Below are 26,710 nucleotides of genomic sequence, written 5' to 3'. Positions count from 1 at the left end.
AACCGGGCAGCCTTTTGACTTTGCCGACCCCGGAGACATCAGAATTTCATGCTGAAGTCCGCCCGAACCGACTGGTCGGAGACGCCGGATGCGAACTGTCCGTGGTAGGATACGCCGACCGTGGCGCTGGGCGTGACGGCGAAATCGAGCCCCGCCTCGACCACGGCCGCATCGCGCGCGATCGAGACGCCGGTGACGGAAAATGGCGTGCCGCCCGCGAAGGCCATGGTGGAGAGCGGCGTGACGTCGCCGAAGGTGTGCCGCCAGCCGAGCGTTCCCTTCGCCGTGGCGCTGACTGCGCCCAGCATGAAGCCGCTCGACGCGCGCAGACCGAGCGTCGTCAAGGTCGCATCCGTCGTTGCGGCGGCACTGGTAAGAGCCGCCGCGCCGCCCTTTTCGGTAAAGCCATCGGTGTGCAGGTTCACATAGGCGAGGTTGGCGAAGGGTTCGAAGCCGATGTCGCCCGCGCGCATGCCATAGCCGAGTTCACCGAACACCTGCGCCGTGCCGGCGTTGTAGTCGCCCGTCAGGCTGTCGGTGAAGCCCGGGAAGGCAACCGTCCGGTCCGTCGAGATGCTGTGCCAAGTGTAGGCCGCGCCGGTGCGGAAGGCGAGATTGCCCCACTGCGTGCCGCCGTAGAGGCCGAGATGGTAATTGTCGCTGGTGCCAGAGGAACCGCGGTCCCTCAAGGTGAAATCGGTTCGGCTGTAGCCGGCGACCGCGCCGAGGCGCCAGGTGTCGAAGACGAGCCCGTCGCCGCCGACGAAGAAGCCGCCGGTCGAACGCTTGAGGCGCGCCGCATTGCCGTCGCCGCCGGTATGGCCCCACGAGCCGAAACCGCTGCCCCAGACCGCGAAGCGGTCGGTGGTGGCGGGAGCCAGCATGGGTTCGCCGTCGGCGTAGCCCATGACCGGGATATTCACCGCGCCGACCGCATCGAAGGCGGCGCGCAGGCGATCGTTGACCGCATCGCGCGCGAAGCGGCTGTCCTCGGCAAGCGCCGTCTTCGCCGAGGCGTGCACCTCGCCCGAGAGCTGGTCGAGGGCTGAGCGGACGGACAACGCGTCGAGCTGCGCAATGGCGGCGACGAGCGAACTTGACGGCGGCGCGCTATCCAGGCCGCCGCCGGTCGCGATCTGGTTCGGAGTCAGGCCGGCCGAGGCGAAGGTCACGCTGCTGCGGCTCACATCCAGATAGACAGCGTTCGGGTCGTAGCTCAGACCGAAGGACAGGAAGGGCGTGGAAAACGGCGATGACTGAGTCATGCCAGCGAAGGTGCCCGACACACCGTCGGCAGCGGTCAGGATCGTGTAGTGGCTGCCGAGCGCGTAGACGCCAGGCGCATTCAAGACCTGGACGGTGCTGCCATTGATCGCGGCTGTACCAGTCGCATCGATCCGGTCGGCCTGTCCCGCCGCGTTCACCTCGACTTCATAGGTCGAGCCGGCATTGAAGGTGATGTTCCCCGCGACGTTGAGCGTGCCGATCGAGTTGCCCGGCGCGATGGTGCCCGCGACGGTCGTGTTGCCGACCGTGCCGGTGCCCTGCAGGCGGCCGGCGGCCAGGACGTCGAGCGTGCCGCCAAGCACGCCGTTGACGGCGAGCGTGCCGCCCTCGACGGTGGTCGCGCCGGTGAAGCCATTGGAGTTGCCGGTGAGATTGGTGAACCCGGCCATCTGGCGGACGGTCCCGCCGCCGCTAAGGTTTGTGGCAAAGCCATAGTTCGCCCCCGTGTGGTTGAACACCAGCGAGCCGGAACCTTGGAAAAACTGCAAATCGGCGGCTGCGAGGATACCGGGCGCCGTTGCGGCATCACCGATGCCGGAGCCGATGTTGATGGTTCCGGTCGAGGCGGCTGCCGAAGCAACAAAAACAGACCCGGCGCTCACCATGCCGCCGTTCTGGATGGTCAACGAGCCGGCGCCGAAAGTGCCGACATAGAGATCGCCGGAATTGGTCCAGGACGAGCCGGCGCCAGTGACCATCACAGTGCCGGTCGAGCCGAAATTGGCGCCGGAATTGGCGCCGATATAGCCGTAGGTGTTGCTGACCGTGCCGCCGCTCGTGACCGTCAGTGTGCCGGTGCCGGAATAGCCGACGAAGAGAGCGGTGGAATTGGTCCAGGACGAGCCCGGGCCATCGACCGTGACAGTGCCGGTCGAGCCGGATTCGGCGCCGATATAGCCGTCGGCGTTGCTGACCTTGCCGCCGTTCTTGACCGTCAGCGTGCCGGCGCCGGACTGGCCGACATAGAGATTGCCGGAATTGGTCCACGACGAGTTGGCGCCGTCGACCGTGACGGCGCCGGAGCCGGAATTGGCGCCGATGTAGCCGAAGGCGTTGCTGACCTTGCCGCCGCCCTGGATGGTCAGCGTGCCGGCGCCCAAATAGCCGATAGCGAGATCGCCGGAATTGGTCCAGGACGAGTTGACGCCGTCGACTGTGACGGCGCCGGTCGAGCTGGAATAGAAGCCGATATAGCCGACGGAGTTGCTGACCTTGCCGCCGTTTTGGATCATCAGGTCGCCGTCGCCGGAATAGCCGACAAAGAGATCGCCGGAATTGGTCCAGGTCGAGCCATCGACCGTCACCATGTTGCCGGTCGAGCCGGCTCCGTAGCCGATATAGCCGATGGAGTTGCTGACCTTGCCGCCGCTCGAGACCATCAGCGTGCCTTTGCCGTAAACGCCGACAAAGAGACTGCTGGAACTGCTCCAGGACGAGCCGGCGCCATCGACCGTCACAGTGCCGACCGAGCCGAACCCGTAGCCGATATAGCCGGCGGCGCTGCTGACCCCGCCACCGTTCGTGACCGTCAGCGTGCCTATGCCGGAATTGCCGACATAGAGAAAGCCGGAATTGGTCCACGAGGAGTCGGCGCCTTCGACCGTCACGGCGCCGGTCGAGCCGGAAAAGTAGCCGATCGCACTTTGGACGTCGCTAACGGCGCCGCCGTTCTTGACCGTCAGCGTGCCGTCGCCGGAATAGCCGACATAGAGATTGCCGGAACTTGTCCAGGACGAGCCGGGGCCATCGACCGTCACGGCGCCGATCGAGCCGGAATTGCCGCCGATAGAGCCGAAGTTGTTGCTGACCTTGCCGCCGTTCTTGACCGTCAGCGTGCCGTCGCCGGAATAGCCGACAAAGAGATCGCCGGAATTGGTCCAGGACGAGCCGGCGCCGTCCACCGTCGCGGTTCCCTTCGAGACGGGCCCGTAGCCGATAATGCCGAAGGTGTTGGTGACCGTGCCGCCGTTCTGGATCGTCAGCGTGCCGGTGCCGGAATAGCCGACAGAGAGGCCTGCCGCTTGGGCGCCGGCTGAACCTATGACCGGCGCGTTGGGAGTCACCGTGTCGATATAAACGCTATCGGCGCCGGTTGGGACGCCTCCCGACCAGTTGCCGACGGTGAACCAGTTAGCTGAGGCGCTGCCGTTCCAATCGTCAGCGAACGCCGGCGAAACGGCCATCGGCGCCAATCCAAACCCGGCTATCGATGTGGTGGCAAGAAGGACGCGGCTAAAGCGACGCGCGTCGCGCGCCGTTCCGCGCGCAAGTTGAAACGACCCGATCAAATTTCCGTCCCCTCGATTCGACGACATCAGTCGTTCCCCATTTTAGTTACTGTTGATATGCCGTTGGATCGTCAATCCAAGTGCGTCCGTCGCGTCTGGCCCCCAGGCTTCGGGAAGACGGGTTCCGAGGCCGCCACGGAGCAAGGGTGCGAGGGAGAGGCCCGCCTGTTGATTTCCGGTCTCCCCAGGCTCTTCTGCGACTGGACGCCGAACGCTATCCGCGACGGGAACGGCGAGGTTCATGCTGACTTCGATAACCAGCTTCCGGCGAAGCGCCGCGACATAGTCGGCCGGCTCCTTCGGCGATATGACGAAGGCTTGGTAACCGCCGATGACGGATTGCTCGAAATAGGATGCCAGCGGCTGTTCGGCGCTGCCTTGCTGCGCGGGAATGGCGATCGCGTTGATGGTATATCCCTTGCCCAGCGCGTTCAGCCGGCTTGGCTCGACGGGAAGCCCATCATTGTTTTCGCCGTTGGCGGAGATATCGATGACTTTCTTGGCCGCATTGCCAGGAAACTGATCGAGAAGAAGAGCGCCGATGTCGATTGCCGAGGAGACGGAGGTTCCGCGCCGCCCCGCGCGGCTGTAGCCAGTATAGGCTTGCGTTCTGATGACCGTCGCGGCCGCTTTGGCGTCTTCGGGCCCGCAGATTGTCGTCCAGGGCAAGACGGTGCGCGAATGCCCCGGACTCGACCATTCGAAATACGTCACGCCGATACAGCCGAAATAGTTCCGGCCTATGGCGGCGATGATCTCCGGCGAGGTGAGCGCCGCGGCATGTCCCTCGCGCTGCAGTTCGGCGGTCTTCGGATCGATTGAAGACGAGAAATCGACCGCGAAAGCGATGGCGACATCGACATCCGCGGCATGTGCTTCCAGCCCCCAACACAGCGAAGCTGCAAGGACACCGGCATGGGTCAGGGTGGCCAGGGCCGGTAACGAGCCGGTTCGCTTTGACAGCCCAATGCCCTTCCTGCCCGTCGGCTGTGGAAGGTTGCCTCCGGACACTGTTTGCATGTCTACGGGACAGCAAGCCGCTACGGATAATGGATCGTCATCCTGATGTGCGCTTCCGGGCATGTCATTCTCCATTTCAGACGTTGGTCATTCTCTTGAACTGACCGCCTTCAACATGTGGAAATTTGGTCGCTGGCCTTGGTCCCGATGCCGAACAGCAGCAGATCGGCCTTGGCCCATAAGAGGTAACAACCGAGCAGGGTCAGGGGCATGACGGGCGTCGCGAACGACCCGCCCGCCCAGGCATCCGGCAAGGCCGAGCCGAGGGCGAGGGTTGTCGTCAGCATTGCCGGCAAGCGACTGGCGAGGACGGCGCCGCGGAACGGATCGGGCCAGGACGCCGGCCAGACCAGAACCGGCGTGCCCGGCCGATGCAAGGTGCTGCCGAACTTGCCCACCGCATGCAGCAGCCCGGAGGTCGCCGCAAGCAGCGGATCGCCGAGCAGCAATAGGGAGATGCCAAGTCCAACCGCGCCAATGCCCGACAGGAAGTCGCCCAGCCGATTGAGATTGACGTCCGGGGCATCCGGCCTCGCCCAAGCCCGGTGGTAGGCCTCGCCACCGCAGAAGAAGATCAGCGTCGTCAATGTCAGCGCGACGGCACTGCCGGTGCCGGCGAAAAACTCGATCATTCGCGCCGTGATCGCGTTTCCCCAGTGCGAGCCGGCCGGCGCTGTGGCGATCTGGACCGCAATACCCGTAACAAGGCCGAGCGCGTTGCCGCTGTTGTAATAGCCGCCGGGTCCCCGCATGCGGGCGCGAAGCGCAGACGCCAATCGTGCGGACGGAGGAAGGCTTGCCCACGCGGTCACCGCGGCAATTCCCTGGTTCGGGCGCCGAAAAGGATCATGATATGTCCCTTTGATCTGAATTGACGGATGGGGGCGCACTGGCAGCGACCGCAGCGCCGAAGGGGTGAATAGGTCCGGCCCCGAAGGGTGTGCCCGCCGTTCGGTTCGACATCGCGACGGATAGGATTGCAACAAGGATGATCGCCGCGCCCAATGCGCCCAAGGGCGAGTTCCGCTCGCCGAGAAAGATGGCAGCGCCCATTGCCCCGAAGACGCTTTCGGCACTGACGATCACGGCCACGTGGCTGGCCGGGATAAAGCGCTGGGCGACGATCTGTATGCCGAAAGCGACCGCGGTGGAAAACACGCCGAGAATCCCCAGTTCGGGGCCGGCTGCCAATGCGGCGCCGAGCGACAGGTTGCCTTGCATTACCCCGAGCGGCAGGGCGAAGGCAGCGGCGAGGAGGAACTGCGCTGCTGCGGCGGTGAATGGACGCCCATGGGCCTGCATGTGCCGGCCAAGTTCCACAGTCCAAAGCGCATAGCAGGCAGCCGACAGGATGGCGGTGAGATCGCCGCCGCTGAAACCGGCAACCCCGCCCGACAGAAGCATGGCGCCGACCACTGTCAGCCCGGCGGCGAATATGAGGCTTGCCGTCGGGCGCTCGCCGATGAGCAGCCAGGCGGCGAGGGGCGTCATCACCGTTGCCGTGCTTATCAGGAAGCTTGCATTCGTGACGGTGGCGCCGAGATAGCAGAGCTGCTGCAGCGTGACGGAAACGGCAAACAGCGCTCCAATCCTCGCGAGGCTGGAAAAATACGCCGTCCCGGCAGGCAGTCGCCTTTCGGTCAAAACAAAGGGCAGCACGAGCAACCCGCCGATCAGGCAGCGCAAGCCGACGGCACTGAGAGCATCGAGGTGGGCAAGCACCGTCTTTTGGGCGACATTGCCGAAGCCCCACAGGGCAGCTGCAAGCAGCAGCAGTAGATTGGCCTTGAGCAGTGACATCCGCCGCACCCCTTCGGACCACTGCATTTCGCATAGTGGTCCCGACGTATTGGGGGCCGCAGCGGTTCGATCCGCCACCACCGGTGTGTCAGCCCAGCCGCCCCTATTAAGCGAATCCTAATTGATCCACCGTCACGACTGCGCTTGCGCGCTTGGCTCTGCTGTTTGCGAAGCGTTAGTTTTGAGTTAAGGTTTCGTCAGGTGGAAAGCCATTAAGCAAATGCAAGGTGATAAAAGCGTCGCTGCAAGTAAGATTTTACTCTTCGGTGGCTTCCGCCTTGAAAAGGAACCTGTCGGTCGAATCCGGCTGACCGGAAAGCGAGGTGCCGCAATAATTGCCTATCTGACCCGGTGTCCTGATATGGCGGTACCGAGGGAAAGGCTGGCCGACCTCCTGTGGGGCGAAAGCGACAGCGAACACTCGCGCAACAGCCTGCGGCAGACTCTCAGTGTCCTGCGTCGGGATCTGTCACGAGCAGGTGTCGATCTCATCCATTCCGGCAGGGAGGTGATTGGCCTCAGGGCGGACGCGGTGCGAGTTGACGTCGAGGAGTTTGAATCCGGACGCACCGCCCGTTCAGCACAAGATCTCGAAACGGCGTTGGCGCACTACACCGCACCGTTTCTCGACGGGTTTTATCTCGGCAGCAACGCCTTCGACGATTGGGCGACATCGGAACGCGACAGGCTGCAGAGCCGAGCGCTCGAGTCCTTCGAAAAACTGGCCCGTCTCGTCGACGAGGACACCGGGTTGGCCCTCGCCGACCGGGTTCTGGCAATGGAGCCGACCAGGGAGGCTTCCTACCGGCTGAAGATGGAACTGCTTGCTGCCTGCGGCCAACGCGACCGGGCCATGCGGACATACGAGGCATGCAGAAGTGTTTTGAAGAAGGAGTTCGGCGTCGACGTCAGCCCCGAGACGCGGGCATTTTGGCAATCCCTGCTGTCGGGGGCCGATACGGGGTCAACTCTGCAGTCGGCGAACGGCGTTTCGGCCAGCCAGCGCCCCGGACGTCCCTCCATCAGCGTCGCCGACTTCGTCAATCTGACGGGCAGGCGGGGCGACGACTTTTTCGCCAGGGGGCTTGTTCAGGACATCACGACGGCGCTTTCCGAGGTGGCCGACTACGTCGTGCTCTCCGGCATCCCGCCTGGGGAGAAGAACGGCTCTGGCGAAGAAGCCAAAACGCCTGCGGTGCATCGGGCACGGTATACGTTGAGCGGCAGCGTCCAGAGGTCCGGCGAGGGACTGAGGGTCAACATCCAACTTGTGGATGCAGTCACCGGTCAAAACGTTTGGGCACAGAAGTTCGACGGCCACTCCGAGAACGCTCTCGAATTCCAGGACAGGATCGCAAAATCGGTGGTTCTGGCCGTGATCCTCGAGCTTCAGCTGACCAACTGGAAAGTTCGCGACAAGAGCCCACCCGGCCCCCCTGAAGTGCGCAGGCTGGTGAACGAAGCTCTGATGAAGTATTTCGAGATGACCCGCGACTCGCTGTTGGTCGGCATAGAGCTTGCCGAGAAGGCTGTTGCGCTGGGCCCCGATAACGCCCGCGCGCAGCGGACGCTCTCGATCGTAATCACCATGGGAATAGCGTTTGGCGCGATGCCTCGGAAACCGGGGCAGATCGAGTACGCGCTTGCGCTTGCGGAAGCCGCTGTAAGGGCGGTGCCGGATGATGAAATCGCCAGATGCATCCTGTCATTCGCTCTGGAAAGTTCCGGTCGTATCGATGATGCGATAGCCGAATGCCGGCATGCGATCAACGTCAACCCAAGCTACCCCAGCGGCCACGGTGACATAGCGATGCTCTTTGCCTTGCGCGGAGAGGTCCGTGAAGCGCAACACGAGGCCAACGAGGCAATCCGGCTTGGAACGCATGACGTCATCGACTTCTGGCGTCACCTCAGTCTGGTCGTGGCGTTGTTCGCCGACGGAAAGGATCGGCAGGCGCTGGAAGTGGCGCGAAAGGTGGTCAGGACAAAGCCGGGCTTCGTTCGCGGTGCGCTCTACTGGGCCGCAACGGCGGCGGCAACAGGAAGCAGCGAAGAAGCCTCTCGCGCCATCCATCATTGCCTGTCGCAGCTTCCACATCTCAACCTCGACAACGTCTGTCCGGGCTTTCTACCGCGCTACGTAAAGGATCACCATCACGCCCGATTCATGGAGATGCTGTCGAAAGCCGGCCTTCCAGGCTTCTAGGGATTTACTAGCGTTTTACAGACATGGTGCGACGGCCATCCTGCCGAAATCAGGCGAACGTTGAGGCCGAGCATCGTCCCGATGCGGCGCTTGAGGGCTTCTCAGCCGGCCATAACTCTACCTATATCGACTATCGACACGCTGGATCCGGCAGAGATCGAAGGCTAGAATTTTTCGCTGAGGCGCAGCGCGAAATTATGCGCCTGGCTTTTCCCTTCAAAGCCGAGCGCGGTCGTGTAATCGAAGCCGAGCGTGGTGCCGCTGCCGACACTGGCGTCAAAGCCGAGGCCGACGGCGATATAGTCGCTGGTGAAGGCGTCGATGTTCAGCGAGTAGGGCAAACCGGCCCTGAGGTCGGCATAGCCCATACTGGCCAAGCTCGAACCGGAGAAATCGTGCGTGTATTCGAGCCGGCCTCTCGTCTTCAGCAGCCCCCAATCCTGAGGGATGGTGTATTCGGCGCGCAGGCCGAGGATGCCCGCCAGCATGTCTATGGTCTGGTCGCCGAAGGTGAGATCGTAAGGAGCGCCGACGCTTTCGGTGAAGGCGTTGAGCTGCGTCCATACCGCTTCGATGCGGCCGTAAGGCGATATAAGGATAAGGAAGTTGCTGCCTTTATGTTCGTAGCCGCTGCTGAGCGAGCCGAACACCTGGCTGCCGGAGCGATCGCCGGTCGCGAAGCCGTTTGTCGGTGTCACGAAACGCGTGCTGGCAAAGTCCAGCGCGCTGTAGCCGAGCAGGCCGTCGACGAAGACGTTGCTCCGCGGATGATAGCTACCGCAGAGCGCGGCGCTGAACGCCTGGCCGTTGCTCTGTGTGCCGTCGGCGCCGACATCGACGGTGTCGCGCCCATAGCCGATCCCTGCGGTGAAGCTGGGTGAGAACCGGTAATCCATCCCGCCGCTGACGCCGACCAGCGTGTGGCCGACATCGACATTGGATTTGTTCGATGTGCCGAAGTTGACGAAGCCGCCTGCCCAGAAGGCGAGATTGCTTGGCGAGCCGTTCTGGGGCAGCGGCCTCTTGTCCGCCAGTCCCGGCTTTCCGGCATCGCCCGGCACGTAGCCGAACGCGGCGCGGATCGGATCATCGGGCCTGGCTTGTTCGGCATAGCCGAGCGCATTCGGATCGGTCGGGTCTTGAGAGTTGCCGCGTCTCACGTCCATCAAGGTCGCTTCGCGACCCGAATCGTCTGAAGCTGTTCGAGCCTGTCGCGGAAGTTCGTGATCTGCGATTTCGCGAAACGCTCAGCGCTCTGCGCCTGCGCGTCGAGCAGTCCGATCACCTCCGGATCGCGCGAGGGGTCCGGACGCGCAATGACAGTGAACGTCACCGTGCCGGGCAGCGAGGACCCCGACGCATTCGAAAGCGTGTAGCGCACGACCACCGTCGAGGCGGCGTTGGGCGTAGAGGCATAGGCAAGCTGCACTGCGCACCGTTGTGCACGATGCTCGCCGTGCCGTCCGACGCCGACGGCGGCGTGACGATCGCGGCCGCGGTGAACGGGCCGCCCGTTGCACCTTGTGTCAGATCGACCGTTGTCGATGTGCCGGCAAGCAGCTGAACTGAATGGTTTGCGACCGTAGGCACGGGGACGTTGATCGTTACCGTTAAATTGGCGGGCACCGATGAGAACTGACCCGTTCCGGTCGAACTGTCCGTCGCGATGACCGTGAAGTTGAAAGTCCCAGCGGCTGTCGGCGTGCCGCTCAGGGCGCCGTCGGTGGCCAGCGTCAGGCCGGGCGGCATGGTCCCCGAAGTCAGGGCGTATGTATAGGGCGAGGCTCCGCCGCTGGCCCCCGCGATGGACTGGCCGTAGGCAACGGTGACGGTACCCGCCGGTGGACTTGCCGGGTGTAGGCGATGGTCGGCGACGACACCGTGATCGTCACCGTGGCTGGCGCGGACGTGCCGCTGCCGTTGGTGGCGGTGTAGGTGAAGCTGTCGGGGCCGGCGTAGCCTGCGGTCGGTGTGTAGGCGATCGAGGTGCCGCTGGCTGTGGCCGTGCCGTGGGAGGCCTGTGTGCCGACGGCTACCGATGTCGCCGCGCCGCCGGTCATGTTCAGCGTGATGGGGTTGTTGGTGCTGCCATAGCCACGGTCGCGCTGACCGGATTTGCGGTAGGCGCTTGGACGTTGATCGTGACCGTTACATTGGTGGGCGCCGATGAGAACGGCGTTCCGGTCGAACTGTCCGTCCGATGACCGTGGAATTGAAAGTCCCGGCAGCGGTCGGCGTGCCGCTCAGGGTGCCGTTGGCGGAAGCGTGACTGCGCTGCAAGCGCCTACGCGCGTCACGCGACGATGGCAGGCTTCTTCGGCGCCCGGCTCGCGCTGGCTTCGTGTGCCGCGACCCGCTGGAACTGCAATCCAGTCGCCGATCATCTACGGACTTCCCGCCGTCGCTGTGGTGAGCGGGTCCGCTCGGCGTTCCTTATCGGAGTCATCAATACCGGTATTTCCACAATGAATTGGCCGCGTATGGAAAGATAACGAAAATAAACGAAATAGAATGGCGACTGCGAGGAAATGAATGGCGGCGGAAACGACAACAAAGGACATGCAATGGGTGCAGGCGATCCGCGTTGACAGTCTGCCCGTCGGCGACGCGACGCGCATAGAGCACGCCGGGGCGTGCCTCGCAATCTTCAATCTCGGCGGCAGATTTTACGCGACGGCCGGCGTCTGCACCCACGCACACGCGTTTCTTTCCGAGGGCTACATCGATGGCCAGACGATTGAATGCCCGCTGCATCAGGGACTGTTCCATATCCCGACCGGTATGCCGCTTTCGCCACCCGTTACCGAGCAGCTGAAGACTTACGAAACCAAGGTGGCGGACGGCTACGTCCACATCTTGGTGGGAGGAGGAGACTAGCACTGACTTCTTCGGGACATACCCCGGGCTGAAACCAAAATATGGGAGGAGGAAACCTAATGCTGAAACTATCCCGCCGTCATCTCTTGAAGACGGCCGTGACACTGACTGCGCTTGCTGCTGCCCCGCTGGCAATTGCTCCGGCTGCGGCTGAGGAGTCGGTTCATTCCGTCATCAACGCGCTCATCAAGAAATACTCCGACCAGGCGAAGGCCGGGATGTCGAATGGTGACGTGAGCGCGCTGTTCGAGAAAGATGGCTTTCGCGACTACCTCGACGTCTACCCTGTGGGCGAGCTCGCCCGCGGGTTCGTATGGAAGCCGGGCATGGGTGCGAGTTTCGTTGGCCCCTACAGCAAGCTTCAGATCAAGTCGCCTTTCACCGACTATCTGCCGCTCGCGGAAGGTCCGGTGCTGGATCACAACAAGAAGTACCGCATAGGGCTGGTCTTTCACGGCTTCAACCACCCCTGGCTGATCAGCCTCGCGGACACCGCCGCTTGGGAGGCCAAACGCCATCCCAACATCGAGCTCGAGGTGATTGACGCCGAGTTCGACGACAACAAGATGGGCCAGGTGATCGATACCTGGATCGCCAAGCAGTATGACGGCATCGTGCTTTGGCCGAGCCGCGAAGCACCGATGGGGCCACCGGTCGATCGCGCCATCGCAGCCGGCATCCCGGTGGTGAGCCTCGATCGCCGCACTTCGTCCGAGCAGATCAGCTCGGAGGTACTTGGCAATTTCTATGCCAACGGTCTGCAGCAAGGTCTCTATCTCAGGCAGGCTGCGCCCGGGGGCAACATCATCTTCAATCGCAAGGATCTCGGCAGCACTGCGGACTCGATCCGCACCGGCGCCTTCCTGGAGGCGATCGGTAACATACCCGGCTACAAGGTGCTCGCCAACTATCACACCAACAGCCAGCGCACGCTGGCCTTCAAGTCGACGGCGGATGCGCTGCAAGCCTTCCAGGACATCTCGGTGTCGTTCAACACCGGCGGCGAGGAAGCCATGGGCGCACTCGACGCGATCCGCGAGGCAAACCGGCTGAACAGTGCTCCGGGCGGGAAGAAGATCATGATCCTCGCCAACGACGATGCCCGTGAGGTGCTGAAGGAAATCAAGGCCGGCAACATCGAGATGGTGTCGCCCTATACCCCGCTGATCGGCGACATCGGCATCCGCGCCGTTGTCATGCATATCGGCGCCAAGGCAGGCCTCAACGAAGCGCCGCCGAAGCTCATCATGACGCCCAACTTGCCGATGATTACCAAGGAGAAGATGAACATCGAGGGCATCGAGACGCTAACGCCGGACGAGTGGCCCTACGCTTACGGTCCGGAAGTCGCGGGCTGATCGCCAGCGCCCATGCGCCTGCCGGATTCTCTGATGAGGACCGGCAGCCGCTGACCGAAAAGGCAGGCGAGCACGTCGTGACCATGAGCACTCTCGAAACCAAGGTCGCCTCACAGGCGCGGCCTTCCGACGCCTTGCGGCACCTGGGCGTCGGCGACATGAGCCGCGTCGCGGTGTTGATCGCCCTGCTTATTGCCGGGCAGGCGATCACACCGTCCTTCCTGTCGCTCGCCAACATCCATGTGATACTTCTCGCCGTGGCCGCGATCGGTATCATGGCCTATGGCATGACGCTGGTGGTGATCACCGGCGAGATCGACTTGTCGGTCGCCGGGGTCGCGATACTATCCTGCATCGTCGGCGGGCTGTTGATCCCGACAGGCTCCGCGGCGCTCGTCATCGGCGCCACCTTGCTCACGGGCCTCGCCATCGGCCTGGTCAACGGCATTCTCGTCGCAGCATTGGGCATTCCTTCGCTGATAACCACGCTCGGCATGCTTGGCATCAGCCGCGCGCTCGCCAACATCTTCTCGGGTGGCCAGGCGCTTTATCCCGAACCGATCGCCGCCTACCTCTGGCTCGGCCGCGGCGACCTCGCAGGCATTCCGCTGCCGGTCGTGCTGCTCGTCGTGCTGGGCGCAGCCGCAATCGCGCTCACCAAATATTCGATCTTCGGACGTGCGCTCTACGCGACCGGCGGCAACGTCAAGGCGGCCGCATTGTCCGGCATCAATGTCGTCGGCGTCCGCGCCGCCGTGTTCGCGATTTCCGGCATCTGTGCTGCGCTTGCCGGCATGCTTGAAAGCGCCAGGCTGTCCTACATCAATCCGGCCGGCTTCGAAGGCATGGAGCTTTCGGTTTTGGCGGTCACCGTGCTGGGAGGCGCGGCGCTGTCCGGCGGCTCGGGCTCGATAACCGGTACGGTTGTGGCCGCCCTGATCATCGGCATCGTCAACAACCTTCTCAATCAGCTCGGTGTCAGCATCTATCTGCAGCAGGTCGTGACCGCGGCAGTCATCCTCGCCGTCGTGATACCTGGCATGTGGCAGCGGGGGATCGCGAAATGAGCGTCCTGGAACTCTCCACCCCGCGCGTCGCGCCCTTGCTGCAGGGGGCGCTGCGTGATCCCATCATCTGGCTGATCCTGCTGATCTTCGCTGTCGGCGCGCTGACCTCCGAGTATTACCTCACCGCGCTCAACATCGAGAACCTCATGCGTAGCATCGCTGTCATCGGCCTGTTGTCGCTCGGCATGACGGTGGTGCTGCTTACCGGCCGCATCGATCTGTCGGTCGCGGCGCTGATGATCTTTTCGGTCATTGTCGGCGTGGTCGCCATGGCCGAGATCGGCCCAATGCTGGGAAGCCGTTGGTTGGTGCGCGGCAACACCTATGCCGGTCCGATCGTCCCGGTCATTTTGATCGCGCTGGCGACCGGTATCGCGGTCGGCGCGCTCAACGGCATTGGCGTGGCGTATTTCAAGGTCGCGTCCTTCATCATGACGCTGGTGTCGCTGACGGCGCTGCGCGGCTTCAACTATGTGCTCACCAATGGCCATCCCTACTATCTCAAGGCGCCGTTCTACAGCTGGATCGGCGACAGCAAGATGGTCGGCATCCCGATCAGTTTCGTTATCTTCCTTCTCGTTCTTCTTGTCCTCATGGGTTTCATAAACGGCAGTATGCGGGGCGGCCGCTTCTACGCCATTGGCGGCAACGAAAAAGCCGCGCTCTATGCCGGCATCAAGACGCAGCGCTACGTGGTGCTGGCCTATGCCATCAGCGGATTGTGCGCCGCCATTGCCGGCATCATCTTTACCGCGCGACTGAAGTCGGTCGATGCGCCGCTCGCCGCTGGTTATGAATTGACCGCCATCGCCATCGCCGTCATCGGCGGCACGGCGCTGGCTGGCGGCATCGGATCGCCCTGGCGTACGCTGCTGGGCAGCGTTGCGTTTGCCGCCGGTCTCAATCTGCTTGCCATCTGGGGCGTCGGGACCTGGTATCAGAACCTCGCCATTGGCGTTGTTCTCATCATATCGGTCGGCTTGTCGCAGATGAGCCGCAAGAAAACACAAGCATAGGCACTCTGGGAGGAGCGATTTCATGGGTGGACATCTCACGCTCGGCATCGATATCGGCACGACCAACGTGAAGGCCGCGGTTCTGGACACAAATACCGGCAAGGTGGTGGCGTCCGGCTCGCAGGAACATCCGCTGTTTCACCCGTTTCCCGGCTGGGCCGAACAGGATGCGTCGAATTACTGGAGCGCCGTAGTCTCGTCCGTAAGGCAATGCCTGGAGCAGGGCCGCTTCGCCGACGACATCGCGGCCGTGGCGCTTTCGGGCCTTGTCGGCGTAACGCTGCCCGTCAGCGATCAGGGCAGGCCGTTGCGTCAGGCCATGATCTGGATGGACTCCCGCTCCGAGGAAGAGTGCGAAGATATCCGCCGCAGCGTCGGCGAGGCGACCATCAACAAGAACAACGGCAACCGTATCGCGCCCTGGTTCATCGACCCCAAAGCGCTGTGGATCAAGAAGCACGAGCCGCACATCTTCAACGCCACGCACAAGTTCCTGTCGCCTTCCGGCTATTGCACCTACCGGATGTGCGGCAACTTCACGATGAACACTGGCGATGCCGGGCTCGCTTACGCCTACGAATATCGTGAGCAGCGCTGGAACGAGTCTGTCGCCAGGGCGATCGGCATTCCGCTCGAGAAACTGCCGCGGCTCTACCAATCCCATGAAGTGGTGGGCGAGGTTACCAGGCAGGCGGCCGAGGAGACAGGGCTGCGTCCCGGCACCATAGTCGCCGCAGGCGGTACCGACATCAGTTCGGCAGCACTTGGGGTCGGTGTCACCAAAGCCGGTGAGGCCTACTACTCCATGGGCACGGGTTCCAACCTCGGCATCATGATCCCGACCGAGCAGAACGTCGAGGAATACCGCATTCTAAAATGGCCGCACGTGCTGCCCGGCCTGACCATGTTCGATGGCCCTATGGCCTTCACCGGTGCGTCGTTGAAATGGTTCCGCGACCAGTTCGGCGATGCCGAATTCCGCCTGGCCGAGCGCATGGGCCACAATGTCTTCGACCTCTTCACCGAGCAGGCGAAGCGCGTGCCGGCTTGTTCCGACGGCCTGCTTTATCTGCCATACCTCGGCAACACGCTGTCGCCCAACTGGAACAGCAATGCTTGCGGCAACTTCTTCGGCGTGCGTCCAACGACGACACGGGCGCATTTCATCCGGGCGCTGATCGAGGGCGTCGCCTTCGACCTTTATTCCAACGTCCGCACCGCCAACGCGGCCGGCGTCAAGGTCGATGGTTTGATCCTGAACGGAGGTCCGACGAAGAGCCGGTTCTGGAACCAGATCACCGCCAGCGTGGTGAACCTGCCGTTGAAGACGCCAGACATCGGCGAGGCCGCTCCGATCGGTGATGCTGTCCTGGCCGGCGTCGCAGCCGGGATCTACAATTCGCCAACCGAGCCTCTTGAAAGCATCGTCCGCATCAAGGAGACGATCGACCCCGATCCGAAACTGCACGAGCGTTACCAGGATTTCTTCGAAGTCTGGTCGTCGGTCTATCAGAACCTGCGCGGAAACATGGATCGCCATCGCGCGCTTCTCAACAAGTATCATTCGGCTTGATCGCAATGAGCGCCCCACTGCTCGAGGTCCAATCGATCCGCAAGACATATCCTGGTGTCATTGCACTCTCCGACGTGACCTTCGATCTGAAGGCCGGTGAGGTACATGCCCTGGTCGGCGAGAACGGTGCCGGCAAGTCGACGTTGCTGTCGGTCATGAATGGCCTCGTCGCGCCCGACAGCGGCGAAATCAGGATCGACGGCCAGCCCGTGGTCCTAAACGATCCCACGGTGGCGCTCGCCAACCGGCTGGCCCTGGTCCACCAGGAATTGGTGCTATGTCCGAACCTGAGCGTTGCCGAGAACATATTTCTCGGCCGCGAACCGGCAGCCCGTTTTGGCAAGACACGCGCCATGCTCAACCGCATGGCGAAGGACCTGCTTGATGAGATATATGTCAACCTTGATCCTTCGCGGGCGGTCGGCGAACTCAGCCTCAACGAGCAGCAGATCGTCGAGATATGCCGCGCCTTGGCGAGCCGTCCGCGTGTCCTCGTCTTCGACGAGCCGACCGCCTCGCTGAACGATGACCAAGTTGTGCATCTGCTTGCCATCATTCGCAAGCTGAAGGCCAACGGTCTGGGCATCGTCTACGTCTCGCACCGGTTGAGCGAGGTGGTGCAGATTTCGGATCGCGTCACCGTGCTCCGCGACGGCCATGTCGTCGCCACCCGGGACATAGCCGGCTTGAACGAGGCTGCTCTTGTCACGTTGATGGTTGGGCGTGAACACAAGGCAGGCCAGTCCGCGTACAAGGAGAGGCGCTGTGGCGACGTCGCGCTGGAGGCGAAGGGGATCGGCAAGGCCGGGGTCTTCGAGGATATTTGCCTGCAGGTGCGGGCCGGCGAGATCGTCGGCATCGCCGGATTGCTGGGCTGCCAGCGCGAGGCTGTCGTGCGCGCGATCTTCGGCGACCAGTCTATAGATCGCGGCGAGATCCGCGTTCAGGGACGCAAGGTGCAACTGCGCTCTCCGCGTGACGCCATCGCCTTCGGCATCGGCTTCATGCCCGCCGATCGCAAAGGTGAGGGCCTCGTCCTGCCGATGAGCGTCGGCGACAATATCGCAATGACGATCCTGCGCCGACTCGGCCGCCTCGGCTTCATGAAACGCCGGCAAAGAAACGCGACGGCCAACGGCCTGCTGCGCACATTGGCAATCAAGACCAACGGCCTGGCGCAACTGGCGTCACAACTCTCTGGCGGTAACCAGCAGAAGATCGTCATCGGCAAATGGATCGCACGCGGCGGCGACATCGTGATCGCCGAGGACCCGACCCGCGGCGTCGATGTGGGCGCCAAGTTCGAGATATGGCGCGCCATCCAGGACCTGGCGGAACAGGGCAAGGCAATCCTGCTGCTGACCACCGAGTTGCAGGAGATGATGGATGCCTGCGACCGCATCCTCGTCATGAGCCGCGGTCGAGTGACCGGACATTTTCACCGCAAGGACTTCTCCGCAGAAGCAATCGCGCATTGCTTCGTGGCCTAGCGCCGAAGCGATAACGCCATAGGAACAATGAATTTTTCTTCGATGTCGCGACCCGTTAGACCTGTCGCGACAATGCGCAATCTGAAGGAGGATCGGCATGCAAGGCGATAATTCCGCGAGCTATGCTGGGATCGGTGGCATCGGCAGCAAGATATGGCCGCTGACGGGACCGGAGATCATTTCACGCGACAAGCTGAAGACGCTTCGCACGCGGTCCAATGGACCGGGGCTGATCAGATTAGCGGTCCATCTTACGGCCCTGATCCTCGGCGTGCTCGCCGTCTACCTCTCGGGGGGAACACCGTGGCTGCTGATACCTTCGATGCTCGCTTACGGCATCGTCGTCGTGCTGCTTTTCGCGCCCTTGCATGAATGCTCGCACGGCACCGCCTTCCATTCGCGATGGATCAACCACGCCGTCGGTTTTGCGGTCGCTGCCTTCACCTTCCGTCCCTTTCTCTACTTCAAATACAGGCATGCCGCCCACCATACTTTCACCCAGCACGAGGACCATGATCCAGATATCGTGCCGTTCCCGACATCGCTTCGCGACTATTTCGGGCAGATAGTCGGCCTCTCCTTCTGGCCGAAGCTGGTCGGTACGCTGTGGCGCGGCACGACCGGGCGCTTCACCGAGGAAGAGCGTGAGTTCCTGCCGGAATCGGTCTGGAAGCAGGTGATGCTGGAGATTCGGCTGCTCGTCCTCTTCTATGTCGCCGTCGCCGCCGTCTCGATCTATTTTGGCAGCACGATCGCGCTGGTCTATTGGCTGCTGCCCCGGGTGATGGGCGAGCCGATGCTGCGCGCCATCCGCATGGCCGAGCACACCGGCGCCGAGGAAAGTCCGAATCTGCTTGCCAATACCAGGACCACGCTCGCGAACCCGTTGCTCAGGATGCTCTACTGGAACATGCCGTTCCATGCGGAGCACCACCTCGCTTCCTCTGTGCCGTTTCATGCGCTGGGCCGGCTTCATGACGAGGTCTCGCTGCATCTTCAATGTGTCAGCAAGAGCTACTTCCAGGTGCATCGCGAGATCATCCGCGAGGTGCTGCGCAGTGGCCGCGCCACGCCTGCCGGGCAGGGGGCCTGAACGGCGTGGCAGGCCCAGGGAGGACCACCGGGGTTGTGATCGTCGGCGCAGGACACGCCGGCGGTCGCGTCGCAGAAAGATTGCGGCACGGCGGCTTTGTCGGGCCGATCGACGTGGCCGGGGTCGAAACGGAGCTGCCCTACGAGCGGCCGCCTTTGTCCAAGGGCGTGCTGACGTCGGCCGGCGTCCCGGCAAATGCCTATCTGCTATCGCCGGCACGGTGGAACGAGATCGGCGTCCGGTTCCATCTGGGCGCTGAAGCGATCGGCATCGACCGGCGAGAGAAGATCGTGGCTCTCTCTAACGGCCGCAGCCTCTCCTACCGGAAACTGGTTTTGGCCACGGGATTGTCGCCCCGCAGGATCCGATCGCTTGAGCCTGTCGCGGCACGCACCTTCTATCTTCGCTCGTTCTCGGACGCGCTCGCGCTACGCGGCCACATCGTGGCTGGCGCTCGGTTGGTGCTTGTCGGGGCGGGGCTGATCGGCCTGGAGGTCGCCGCAGGCGCGGTCAAACTCGGCGCGGCGGTGACGGTTCTGGAAGCTGCCGGGCGCCCGTTGAGCCGACTGCTTCCGCCTTATCTTTCACAATGGCTCGCCGATCTCCATGAACGGGCAGGCGTACGCATTCTCTGTGGTCGGCAAGTCGTTTCGTCCGAGACGCTGGACGCCGCAGGGCACCTCCATCTCGATGACGGATCGATGCTGGAGGCCGACCTTGTCGTTGTGGGCATCGGCGGCACACCGAACGACCGGATTGCCGGCGAAGCCGGCCTGCATGTCGACAACGGCATCGTCGTCAATGAGTTCGGGCAGACCAGTGATCCCGATGTCTTCGCCGCCGGCGATGTCGCGGCGCATGAGAATCGTGTCTTCGGCCAGCGCTGGCGGTTGGAGTCGTGGAAGAATGCTGAAGACCAGGCGGCCATCGTTGCGACTTATCTGTGCGGCAATCCATCCCCTTACAGCGAGGTGCCCTGGTTTTGGACGGATCAATACGACCTCAACATACAAGTGGCAGGGATGCCAGGTATCGGAGAGCCGGCGTATGAGCGCGGCAAACCGGGCGACCGTGCCTATCTCGCCTATTTCACGGCGGGTGACCGGCTGATCGGCGCAATCGGCGTCGGCTGCGGCCGCGATATCCGCATCGCGCGCGAGACGATCAAGGCAAGTGGAAAGCTGGACGCCGCCGATCTCGTCCGCAAGGGGTTTGCACGCTTTGCCGGTACGCTCGAGAGGCAGGTGTCATGATCCGGTCATCTGCGGCGATCTGCTTCGAACCCGACAAGCCGCTCGCAATAGAGGAGGTGCAGGTTGCGCCGCCCGGTCACGGCGAAGCGCTCGTCGAGATCGTTGCCTCGGGCCTTTGTCATACGGACCTCACCGCGCTCGACGGCGTCAATGCGACGAGCGTCTACCCCCTTATTCCCGGGCATGAGGGCGCAGGGCGGGTGGTCGAGGTGGGCAAGGGAGTCCACGATCTCGAGCCAGGCGATCACGTCATTCCGCTCTATGGTCCCGAATGCCGACATTGCCGCATGTGCAGGAGCGGACGGACCAATCTTTGCTGGACCATCAAGCCGACGCGCGACAAGGGCGTCATGCCGGATGGAACTTCGCGCTTCTCGATCGGATCGCAGCCGGTGCACCATTTCATGGGCACCTCGACGCTTTCCCGCTATACGGTCGTCCCTGAAATTGCGCTGGCGAAGATCCGCAAGGATGCCCCGCTGGACAAGGTCTGCCTGTTCGGCTGCGGTGTCACGACAGGCGTCGGCGCGGCGCTGGCCGAGGTCCGCGAGGGCGACGCCGTTGCCGTCTTCGGGCTGGGCGGCATTGGCATCAATGTCGTGCAAGGAGCGCGGCTTGCCGGCGCCGCAAGGATCATTGGCATCGACCTGACGGACAGCAAGTCCGAACTCGCCCGCTCCTACGGCATGACCGATTTTGTCCACGCGTCACGCGAGGGCAGCAAGCTCGTGCCGGCGATTCGCGCCCTTACCGACGGCGGCGTCGACGTTGCCTTCGAATGTACCGGCATCGTGCCGGTCATGCGGCAGGCCTTCGACTGCTGCCAGCCGGCCTGGGGCACCGCAGTGCTGCTCGGTGTCGAGCCACCCGGCGCCGAAATGGGGTTCCCGCCAGTAGGCGTCCGCTACGGCCGCTCGATCCGCGGCAGCTATTTCGGCGGCGTCAAAGGCCGCAGCGGGCTGGGCACGCTGATTGACCACTACATGGCGGGCCGGCTCGATCTCGATGGGCAGATCACGCACAGGCTGGTCCTCGATGATGTCAATCGCGGCTTCGAGCTGATGCGAGCGGGAACGTCGGTGCGCAGTGTCGTTCTCTTCGAATGATTGGCGCGAATTCCAGCAAGGAATATGGCTACGTCTTTCGCGACCGTCATCCTGAAAGAACGGACGTCTATAGACGTTTCGATGAGATGAGCGCCGCTGCCCGCAGTTCACTGACATGCCGGCGCAACGTCGCCTACGGCGCGCATCCGCGTGAGGTGTTCGACCTGTTTGCGGCCGGCGCGGGTGCGCCGCTGGTGGTTTTCGTACATGGCGGCTACTGGCAGAGCCTCGACAAGGACCGTTATTCCTTCGTCGGCTCGGCGCTCGTTCGCCGCGGCTTCTCCGTGGCGCTGCCAAACTATCCGCTGGCGCCTGAGACCCGTATCGACGCGATCGTTGCGCGCATCGGGGCCTGCGTGCAGGCGATTTTGCGAAACCTTGCAACGCCCCCGGCTTTCTGGATCGCGAGCGGCCATTCCGCCGGCGGTCATCTTGCTGCCACACTTGCAATGAGAAGCCTCACGGCAGGCGCACCGCTAGCGGGCTGCGTCACGATCAGCGGCATCTTCGATGTCGAGCCGCTGGCAGAGACATCACTCAACGCGGCGCTTGGGCTCGATCGAGAGCGGGCCGCAAGGATCAGCCCGATCCGCTGGCCAGTGCCGCATTGTCGGCTCGCAGCCGTCGTCGGCACAGACGAGACCCAGGAGTTCCGCGACCAGTCCCGACGGTTCTCTTCCTATTGGAGCGGCTCGGGCCAGCACGCCGAACTGGTTCCGATGCACGGAAAAAACCACTATACGATATTGTGCGATCTGTTGGAGGAACGCTCGGAAATCGCTGAACAAATCGTGCGGATGGCTGAAGCCTTTCGCAAGGAGACAGGTCGTGGGCGGCATTAACAAGCTTCATTTCGTCAATTTCAGCCAGCTGCGTTCCTTCTACGCGGTGGGTCGCGAGCTTAGCTTCACAAAGGCAGCCGATCTGCTCTGCATCGGCCAACCGACCGTGACCACCCAGGTCAAAGCGCTTGAAGAGACTTATGATGTCCAGCTCTTCTTGCGCTCGCCGCGCGGCTTGAAACTGACGGACGCGGGAGAAGCTCTTCTGACAGTGGCGCGCCAGATCTTCTCGCTGGAGGAGCAGGCGGTCGGCATACTGCGCGCCGAGGGCAATCAGATTTCGGGCAAGTTGCGCGTCGGCACGGTGGGTCCGTTCTTTGTCATGGAACTTCTCTCCGCGTTCCATGCTCAATACCCCTTAGTGCAGGTCTCGCTCGAAAGCGGCAATTCCGACGTCGTCTATAACAAGCTCATGAATTACGAGGTGGATGTCGCCATCATCGGCCGGGACTACGACGACCCGCGTCTTGATCTCGTTCAACTTGGCCGCCATGAGGTCATCATCTTCGTCCACCGCAACCATCCGTGGGCAGGCCGGCAGCAGATCGATCTTGAGGAACTCGATGGGCAGCGGATGATTTTTCGCGAACCCGGTTCGATGACCCGTCGGGCGTTGGAGGAGATGCTGGAATTGCATCGGATCCGACCAAACGTGGTCATGGAGATCCCGCGCGATGGTGTTCGGGAAGCGGTCGCGGCAGGCTTGGGTGCCGGCATTGTGTCAAAGACCGAGTTCCAGCTCGACGACCGGCTGACGCCATTGTCAATCGCAGATCACAAGCCATTCACCGAGTCTTTCGCAACGTGCCTGAAGGCGCGTCAAGAACTTCGTCCAATCGGAGCCTTCATGAAGCTTGTGACGGAAGTTTCAAATCTGAAGTTCAACCAGATGGCTGCCGCCGTCCTCTGCAAGGAATGAACATCAACCCGAGGCGCCAGGATCAGAAGGCCCTTCGGGTTATCGGCGGAAGGGCGACTTGGCTGGAGGGCCAAATCTACAATGGATCGGGTCGCTGAATTAGCCAAGTCAACCTGATGTCCGCTCAAAAATGCTTTGGCCTGAAGCCGGAGCATCAGGAGATTGACCGGCTGCGCAAGAAGTGGCGAAGCTGAAGCGGAGCGCGACATCCTAGCTAGATTTGCGCTGGCGTGATCCAATTGGAAGCTGGCGGTCACGACGAAGCGATAAGGTGCGTGACTTTCGGAGTGCCCTTGATCTGGAATAGGTCAACGTCGCTCTGGATCGTGCGGTCGGCATTGGTAACGCGTTCGTGCTGACGCAAATGTTCGAGCCAGGATTCGGTGAAGAATGTTTCGACGAAGCGGCCCGGCTTCGGTCCGCCAGCAATGCGGTTGCGGGCGACGAGCGGGAGCAGAGCCCAATAGGCGCTTGCGAAGACGAAGAAGGCTGCTGCACGGATCAGCGTGGCGCGCAGGTGCGGGTTGTGCCGGGCGTGCCGAAAGCCGGTTCGAATCGCACTTGCAAATCTCTCAGATCTCAGCGCGCCAGCCGCAGGTCGCACAGGCTTCCACCACCACAAGGCGCAAACGGTCGCTAGGTTGAAAATTGCGTTCAGCCAGAAGGGCGCCGACATTGCGATCGCGGCGATGAGTACGCCTGCGAGCGCAGGGCCGACTGCGCGGCTGATATTGATTCCAACGCTGTTGACAGCGACCGCAACTGAAAGGTCCTGTCTTGGAACCAATTGTGGCACGACCGATTGCCATGCGGGCGCAGCCAAGGCCGCTCCCACTCCGAGCAGGGAGGTAAATAGTAGCAGGATGCCGGGCGTGACCAGAGCTAGCGACACGAACAGCGCGATCGCCGCGGCAACCAATGTTGTCGCCACCTCGACGCCGAGCAAATAGCGACGCTTGTCGATGATGTCGGTGAGCGCGCCGGCGGGCAGCGCGAAAAGGAACATTGGAAGATCAGTCGCAACCTGCACCAGCGACACGATGAACGGGTCGGCGTTGAGACTGGTCATCAACCAACCCGAGCCCGCGTTGTACATCCAGGTGCCGATGTTCGCGATGACGGTCGCGGTCCAAAGAATCACGAACGCCTTGTGGCGAAAGGGGCTCAATGGAGACGCGGCCGCTGCGAAGGTGGTCTTGCCACTCTCCTGACTAGCGCCCGCCTTCATGCAAGGTCCTCCTCGAACGACCCGTCGGAAGAAATTTCAGGCAGGCTCGAAAGTCCCTGCGGTACCGGAGCGGACCGCTCGATCAGCCCTTCGGCCTTCAGTGCGGCCCAAAAGTCAGCCGGGATCCTCCTCTTCATCGCGGTGACGTTGGCCAGTACCCGGCCGCTATTGGCGGCGCCGACCACCAGCGCGACGACGACATCAGGGGCGGCGCTGAATTGCATCGCGGTGGTACGAAGATCGACACGGTGGGTATCGGCGATCTGTTTCAGCGCCCGGTGCCCGGCAAGCTTCTTCTCCGGGATATGGTAATTGAATTGCACGGTGCAGTCGCTGTCAGGCCAACGCCGCGATCTCGGAGGCGAAGTCGCGGTAAGACCGCAGGGGGCGTCCGAGGAGCTTGGTGAGGCGTTCGACGTCGCCTGCATCAGGCACCATGCCTTCGGTGATGAAGCACTCGGCCATCAGACGCATATCCAGCGCCATCCAGTTCGGCATGAACTGGCGAGAATTCTGCTCGAAGCCGGCGGTGTCGTTGCCGGGGAAGGCAATCGCGCGGCCCAGCACTTCGGTCCAGACGGCAGCGACGTCTTCGCCGGTCAGTGTGTCCGGACCGACGACGTTGATACGATCGAGCGGAAGCGGCATGGAGGCTCGTTCGCGGCGGACCAGTTCGATCGCCGCGATCTCGCCGACATCGCGTATATCGACCATTGCCAAGCCCTTGCTGCCGATTGGCATCGGGTAAATGCCATGGCCGGTGATCACGTCCTTGATGCCGACGTCGTTGTTGATGAAGTAGGCCGGGCGCAGGATCGTGGCGTTGAGGCCCGTCTGCTCGATCATCCGCTCGACGCCGAACTTGCCCGCGAAGTGGGGCACGTTCACGTAGAGGTCACTGTGGATCACCGAGAGGTAGACGATCCGCTCGATGCCGGCTTCACGAGCCACGTTGAGGGCAATCAGCGCCTGTGTGAACTCGTCGGCAACCACGCCGTTGACCAGGAACAGCGTCGAGATACCGGAGATCGCGCTGCGCAGCGAATCGACGTCGAGCAGATCGCCCCGTGCCACGGCGACGCCCGCTGGGACCTTGGCCTTTGCGGGATCGCGGACAAGTGCTCGCACGTCGGCGCCGCGCTTGACAAGCTGTGCGACGACCTCGCTCCCGACATTGCCGGTAGCGCCGATAACGAGGATGGTCATGAGACTTCTCCGTATTGGATCAAATTGACGTTCCGAGGAGGACCGCGGCCTTGCCCGGCGCTGGACGACCTGCCGGCTGACGAGATCACACGTTTCCCGGCGCAGGGTGCTTCGCGGCGAAGCCTCAAGGTAACAGGATCGGGTTTGGACCAATCCTGCGCGCGATGTAGTCTTCGTGCGCCTGCGCCGCCTCCGCCAGCCGGTAGCGATGAAGCTCGATTTCCCCGAAGATGCCGTCCCGCCACTGATCAAAGACTTCGGTGGCCGCCTGGGTCAGCATCGGGCCTTTCACGATCGCCGCGGCGCTCGCCTGGCCGATCTTGACGTCGCGAGCGGCGAGTGCCTTTTGATCGATCTCTGGAGGGCCTGACGAGGCGCCGATCGTGAAAATTGCTCCGCCATCTCGAACCGCGCCAACCGAGGCCGCGAACGTCGCCCTACCCACGAACTCGTAGACGACGTCGACGCCTTTGGGTGCGACAGTGCGAATGCGGTCAGGAAGGTTGGCCTGATCGGAAGCAAGGGCATGGTCCGCGTCGGCCGAAATGCGCCCAAGTTTGGCGCTTGAACCGACAGCGATCACGGTCGCGCCTAATGCTTTGGCCCACCGCGCGACCAACGAGCCGACGCCACCCGTTGCGCCTTGAACCAGCACCGTGTCGCCCGGCTTCACTTCATGCAGTCGTTTGACGGCCAGCCATGCCGTTACGCCTTTCGTCAGCAACCCCGCCGCGGTTTCGGCAGGCATGTCGTCCGGCAGGTGCACAAGAGGCGCGATGTCGACAAGGCGCTCGCTGGCGTAGGCGCCGGGTGCAAAGAAATAGGCAATTCGATCGCCGACCTTGAAGCCTTCGGTTTTCGGGCCTGTTTGCGTGATAACACCGGCGGCCTCGACTCCGGGTACAAAGGGCAAGTCCGTTCGGAAGGCACCCGAACGGAACATGGTGTCGATGAAATTCAGACCGATCGCGTCCTGACGAACCTTGACTTGACCTCGACCGGGAGCACCGATCGAATCCTCCTCGAGAACGAGAACGGAAGGGTCTCCGGTGCGGCGTACACGGATGACTGAAGACATGGC

Annotated in this window: 22 protein-coding genes; 12 read left to right on the top strand and 10 right to left on the bottom strand. The window is 62.8% G+C overall.

From position 1 onward, the window contains the following. Window positions 1–38: 38 nt before the first annotated feature. The 4 genes from FJ957_RS29985 to FJ957_RS29970 all read right to left on the bottom strand — a co-directional run bounded on the left by FJ957_RS29985 (window position 39) and on the right by FJ957_RS29970 (window position 6,395). Complete coding sequence (locus FJ957_RS29985) at window positions 39–3,470, bottom strand: autotransporter domain-containing protein (RefSeq protein WP_246686004.1); 3,432 nt, start codon at window positions 3,468–3,470, stop codon at window positions 39–41. Window positions 3,471–3,617: 147 nt separating this feature from the next. Then, the gene (locus FJ957_RS29980; protein WP_140836654.1) at window positions 3,618–4,658 is read right to left on the bottom strand and encodes a DUF1194 domain-containing protein; all 1,041 of its coding nucleotides are present in this window, start codon (window positions 4,656–4,658) and stop codon (window positions 3,618–3,620) included. A 47-nt stretch (window positions 4,659–4,705) separates the two neighbouring features. Further along, on the bottom strand, window positions 4,706–5,407 hold the full coding sequence (locus FJ957_RS29975) for a hypothetical protein (protein ID WP_246686003.1): 702 nt from the start codon (window positions 5,405–5,407) through the stop codon (window positions 4,706–4,708). 34 nt (window positions 5,408–5,441) lie between these two features. Further along, window positions 5,442–6,395 carry a DMT family transporter gene (locus tag FJ957_RS29970; protein WP_140836652.1) on the bottom strand — a complete coding sequence of 318 codons (954 nt, stop codon included), beginning with the start codon at window positions 6,393–6,395 and terminating at the stop codon, window positions 5,442–5,444. Window positions 6,396–6,615: 220 nt separating this feature from the next. On the opposite strand from FJ957_RS29970, the gene FJ957_RS29965 reads away from it, so the two are divergent. Beyond that, window positions 6,616–8,601 (top strand): BTAD domain-containing putative transcriptional regulator, encoded by a 1,986-nt coding sequence (locus FJ957_RS29965; RefSeq protein WP_140836650.1) that lies wholly within the window; start codon window positions 6,616–6,618, stop codon window positions 8,599–8,601. Between the two features lie 164 nt (window positions 8,602–8,765). Here FJ957_RS29965 and FJ957_RS29960 read toward each other — a convergent pair whose 3' ends face one another. Both FJ957_RS29960 and FJ957_RS29955 read right to left on the bottom strand, forming a co-directional pair. Further along, the gene (locus tag FJ957_RS29960) at window positions 8,766–9,767 is read right to left on the bottom strand and encodes an autotransporter outer membrane beta-barrel domain-containing protein (RefSeq protein ID WP_140836645.1); all 1,002 of its coding nucleotides are present in this window, start codon (window positions 9,765–9,767) and stop codon (window positions 8,766–8,768) included. Continuing rightward, a complete protein-coding gene (locus FJ957_RS29955) occupies window positions 9,767–10,030 on the bottom strand; it encodes a hypothetical protein (RefSeq protein WP_140836643.1) in 264 nt (87 codons plus the stop codon). The genes FJ957_RS29960 and FJ957_RS29955 overlap by 1 nt, the downstream gene beginning before the upstream one ends. Before the next feature lie 1,103 nt (window positions 10,031–11,133). Here FJ957_RS29955 and FJ957_RS29945 point away from each other — a divergent pair. From FJ957_RS29945 to FJ957_RS29895, 11 genes are all read left to right on the top strand, one after another. Continuing rightward, window positions 11,134–11,478: a non-heme iron oxygenase ferredoxin subunit gene (locus FJ957_RS29945; RefSeq protein ID WP_210243268.1), complete on the top strand. Its 345-nt coding sequence runs from the start codon at window positions 11,134–11,136 to the stop codon at window positions 11,476–11,478. Window positions 11,479–11,537: 59 nt separating this feature from the next. Beyond that, a complete protein-coding gene (locus FJ957_RS29940; RefSeq protein WP_181180770.1) occupies window positions 11,538–12,836 on the top strand; it encodes a sugar ABC transporter substrate-binding protein in 1,299 nt (432 codons plus the stop codon). Between the two features lie 83 nt (window positions 12,837–12,919). Next, a complete protein-coding gene (locus tag FJ957_RS29935) occupies window positions 12,920–13,903 on the top strand; it encodes an ABC transporter permease (RefSeq protein ID WP_140836639.1) in 984 nt (327 codons plus the stop codon). After that, on the top strand, window positions 13,900–14,919 hold the full coding sequence (locus tag FJ957_RS29930) for an ABC transporter permease (RefSeq protein ID WP_140836637.1): 1,020 nt from the start codon (window positions 13,900–13,902) through the stop codon (window positions 14,917–14,919). Before FJ957_RS29935 ends, FJ957_RS29930 begins: the two co-directional genes overlap by 4 nt. A gap of 22 nt (window positions 14,920–14,941) precedes the next feature. Next, entirely contained in the window at window positions 14,942–16,492 is a 1,551-nt protein-coding gene (locus FJ957_RS29925) for an FGGY family carbohydrate kinase (RefSeq protein WP_140836635.1), read from the top strand. Between the two features lie 5 nt (window positions 16,493–16,497). After that, window positions 16,498–17,982 carry a sugar ABC transporter ATP-binding protein gene (locus FJ957_RS29920; RefSeq protein ID WP_140836633.1) on the top strand — a complete coding sequence of 495 codons (1,485 nt, stop codon included), beginning with the start codon at window positions 16,498–16,500 and terminating at the stop codon, window positions 17,980–17,982. Window positions 17,983–18,079: 97 nt separating this feature from the next. Beyond that, on the top strand, window positions 18,080–19,075 hold the full coding sequence (locus FJ957_RS29915) for a fatty acid desaturase (protein WP_140836631.1): 996 nt from the start codon (window positions 18,080–18,082) through the stop codon (window positions 19,073–19,075). Further along, window positions 18,982–20,328: an FAD-dependent oxidoreductase gene (locus FJ957_RS29910; protein WP_140836627.1), complete on the top strand. Its 1,347-nt coding sequence runs from the start codon at window positions 18,982–18,984 to the stop codon at window positions 20,326–20,328. The genes FJ957_RS29915 and FJ957_RS29910 overlap by 94 nt, the downstream gene beginning before the upstream one ends. Next, window positions 20,328–21,434, top strand: a complete 1,107-nt coding sequence (locus FJ957_RS29905; RefSeq protein ID WP_181180772.1) for a zinc-binding dehydrogenase — start codon at window positions 20,328–20,330, stop codon at window positions 21,432–21,434. Before FJ957_RS29910 ends, FJ957_RS29905 begins: the two co-directional genes overlap by 1 nt. Then, entirely contained in the window at window positions 21,431–22,276 is an 846-nt protein-coding gene (locus FJ957_RS29900) for an alpha/beta hydrolase (RefSeq protein ID WP_140836620.1), read from the top strand. The genes FJ957_RS29905 and FJ957_RS29900 overlap by 4 nt, the downstream gene beginning before the upstream one ends. After that, window positions 22,263–23,195, top strand: a complete 933-nt coding sequence (locus FJ957_RS29895) for a LysR substrate-binding domain-containing protein (protein WP_181180769.1) — start codon at window positions 22,263–22,265, stop codon at window positions 23,193–23,195. The genes FJ957_RS29900 and FJ957_RS29895 overlap by 14 nt, the downstream gene beginning before the upstream one ends. Window positions 23,196–23,448: 253 nt before the next feature. Here the strand turns inward: FJ957_RS29895 and FJ957_RS29890 are convergent, their stop codons facing one another. The 4 genes from FJ957_RS29890 to FJ957_RS29875 all read right to left on the bottom strand — a co-directional run bounded on the left by FJ957_RS29890 (window position 23,449) and on the right by FJ957_RS29875 (window position 26,707). Next, the gene (locus FJ957_RS29890; protein ID WP_140836614.1) at window positions 23,449–24,423 is read right to left on the bottom strand and encodes an MFS transporter; all 975 of its coding nucleotides are present in this window, start codon (window positions 24,421–24,423) and stop codon (window positions 23,449–23,451) included. Then, complete coding sequence (locus FJ957_RS29885) at window positions 24,420–24,746, bottom strand: hypothetical protein (RefSeq protein WP_140836608.1); 327 nt, start codon at window positions 24,744–24,746, stop codon at window positions 24,420–24,422. Before FJ957_RS29885 ends, FJ957_RS29890 begins: the two co-directional genes overlap by 4 nt. Window positions 24,747–24,759: 13 nt before the next feature. Continuing rightward, on the bottom strand, window positions 24,760–25,629 hold the full coding sequence (locus FJ957_RS29880; protein WP_140836605.1) for an NmrA/HSCARG family protein: 870 nt from the start codon (window positions 25,627–25,629) through the stop codon (window positions 24,760–24,762). A 124-nt stretch (window positions 25,630–25,753) separates the two neighbouring features. Beyond that, a complete protein-coding gene (locus tag FJ957_RS29875; RefSeq protein ID WP_140836603.1) occupies window positions 25,754–26,707 on the bottom strand; it encodes a zinc-binding dehydrogenase in 954 nt (317 codons plus the stop codon). Between the last annotated feature and the right edge of the window lie 3 nt (window positions 26,708–26,710).

Source organism: Mesorhizobium sp. B2-4-6 (genome assembly GCF_006442775.1).
In the GTDB taxonomy this organism is placed as follows: Bacteria; Pseudomonadota; Alphaproteobacteria; order Rhizobiales; family Rhizobiaceae; genus Mesorhizobium.
Note: the sequence above shows the minus strand (reverse complement) of the source record. Positions and strands in the feature narration are given on the sequence as shown.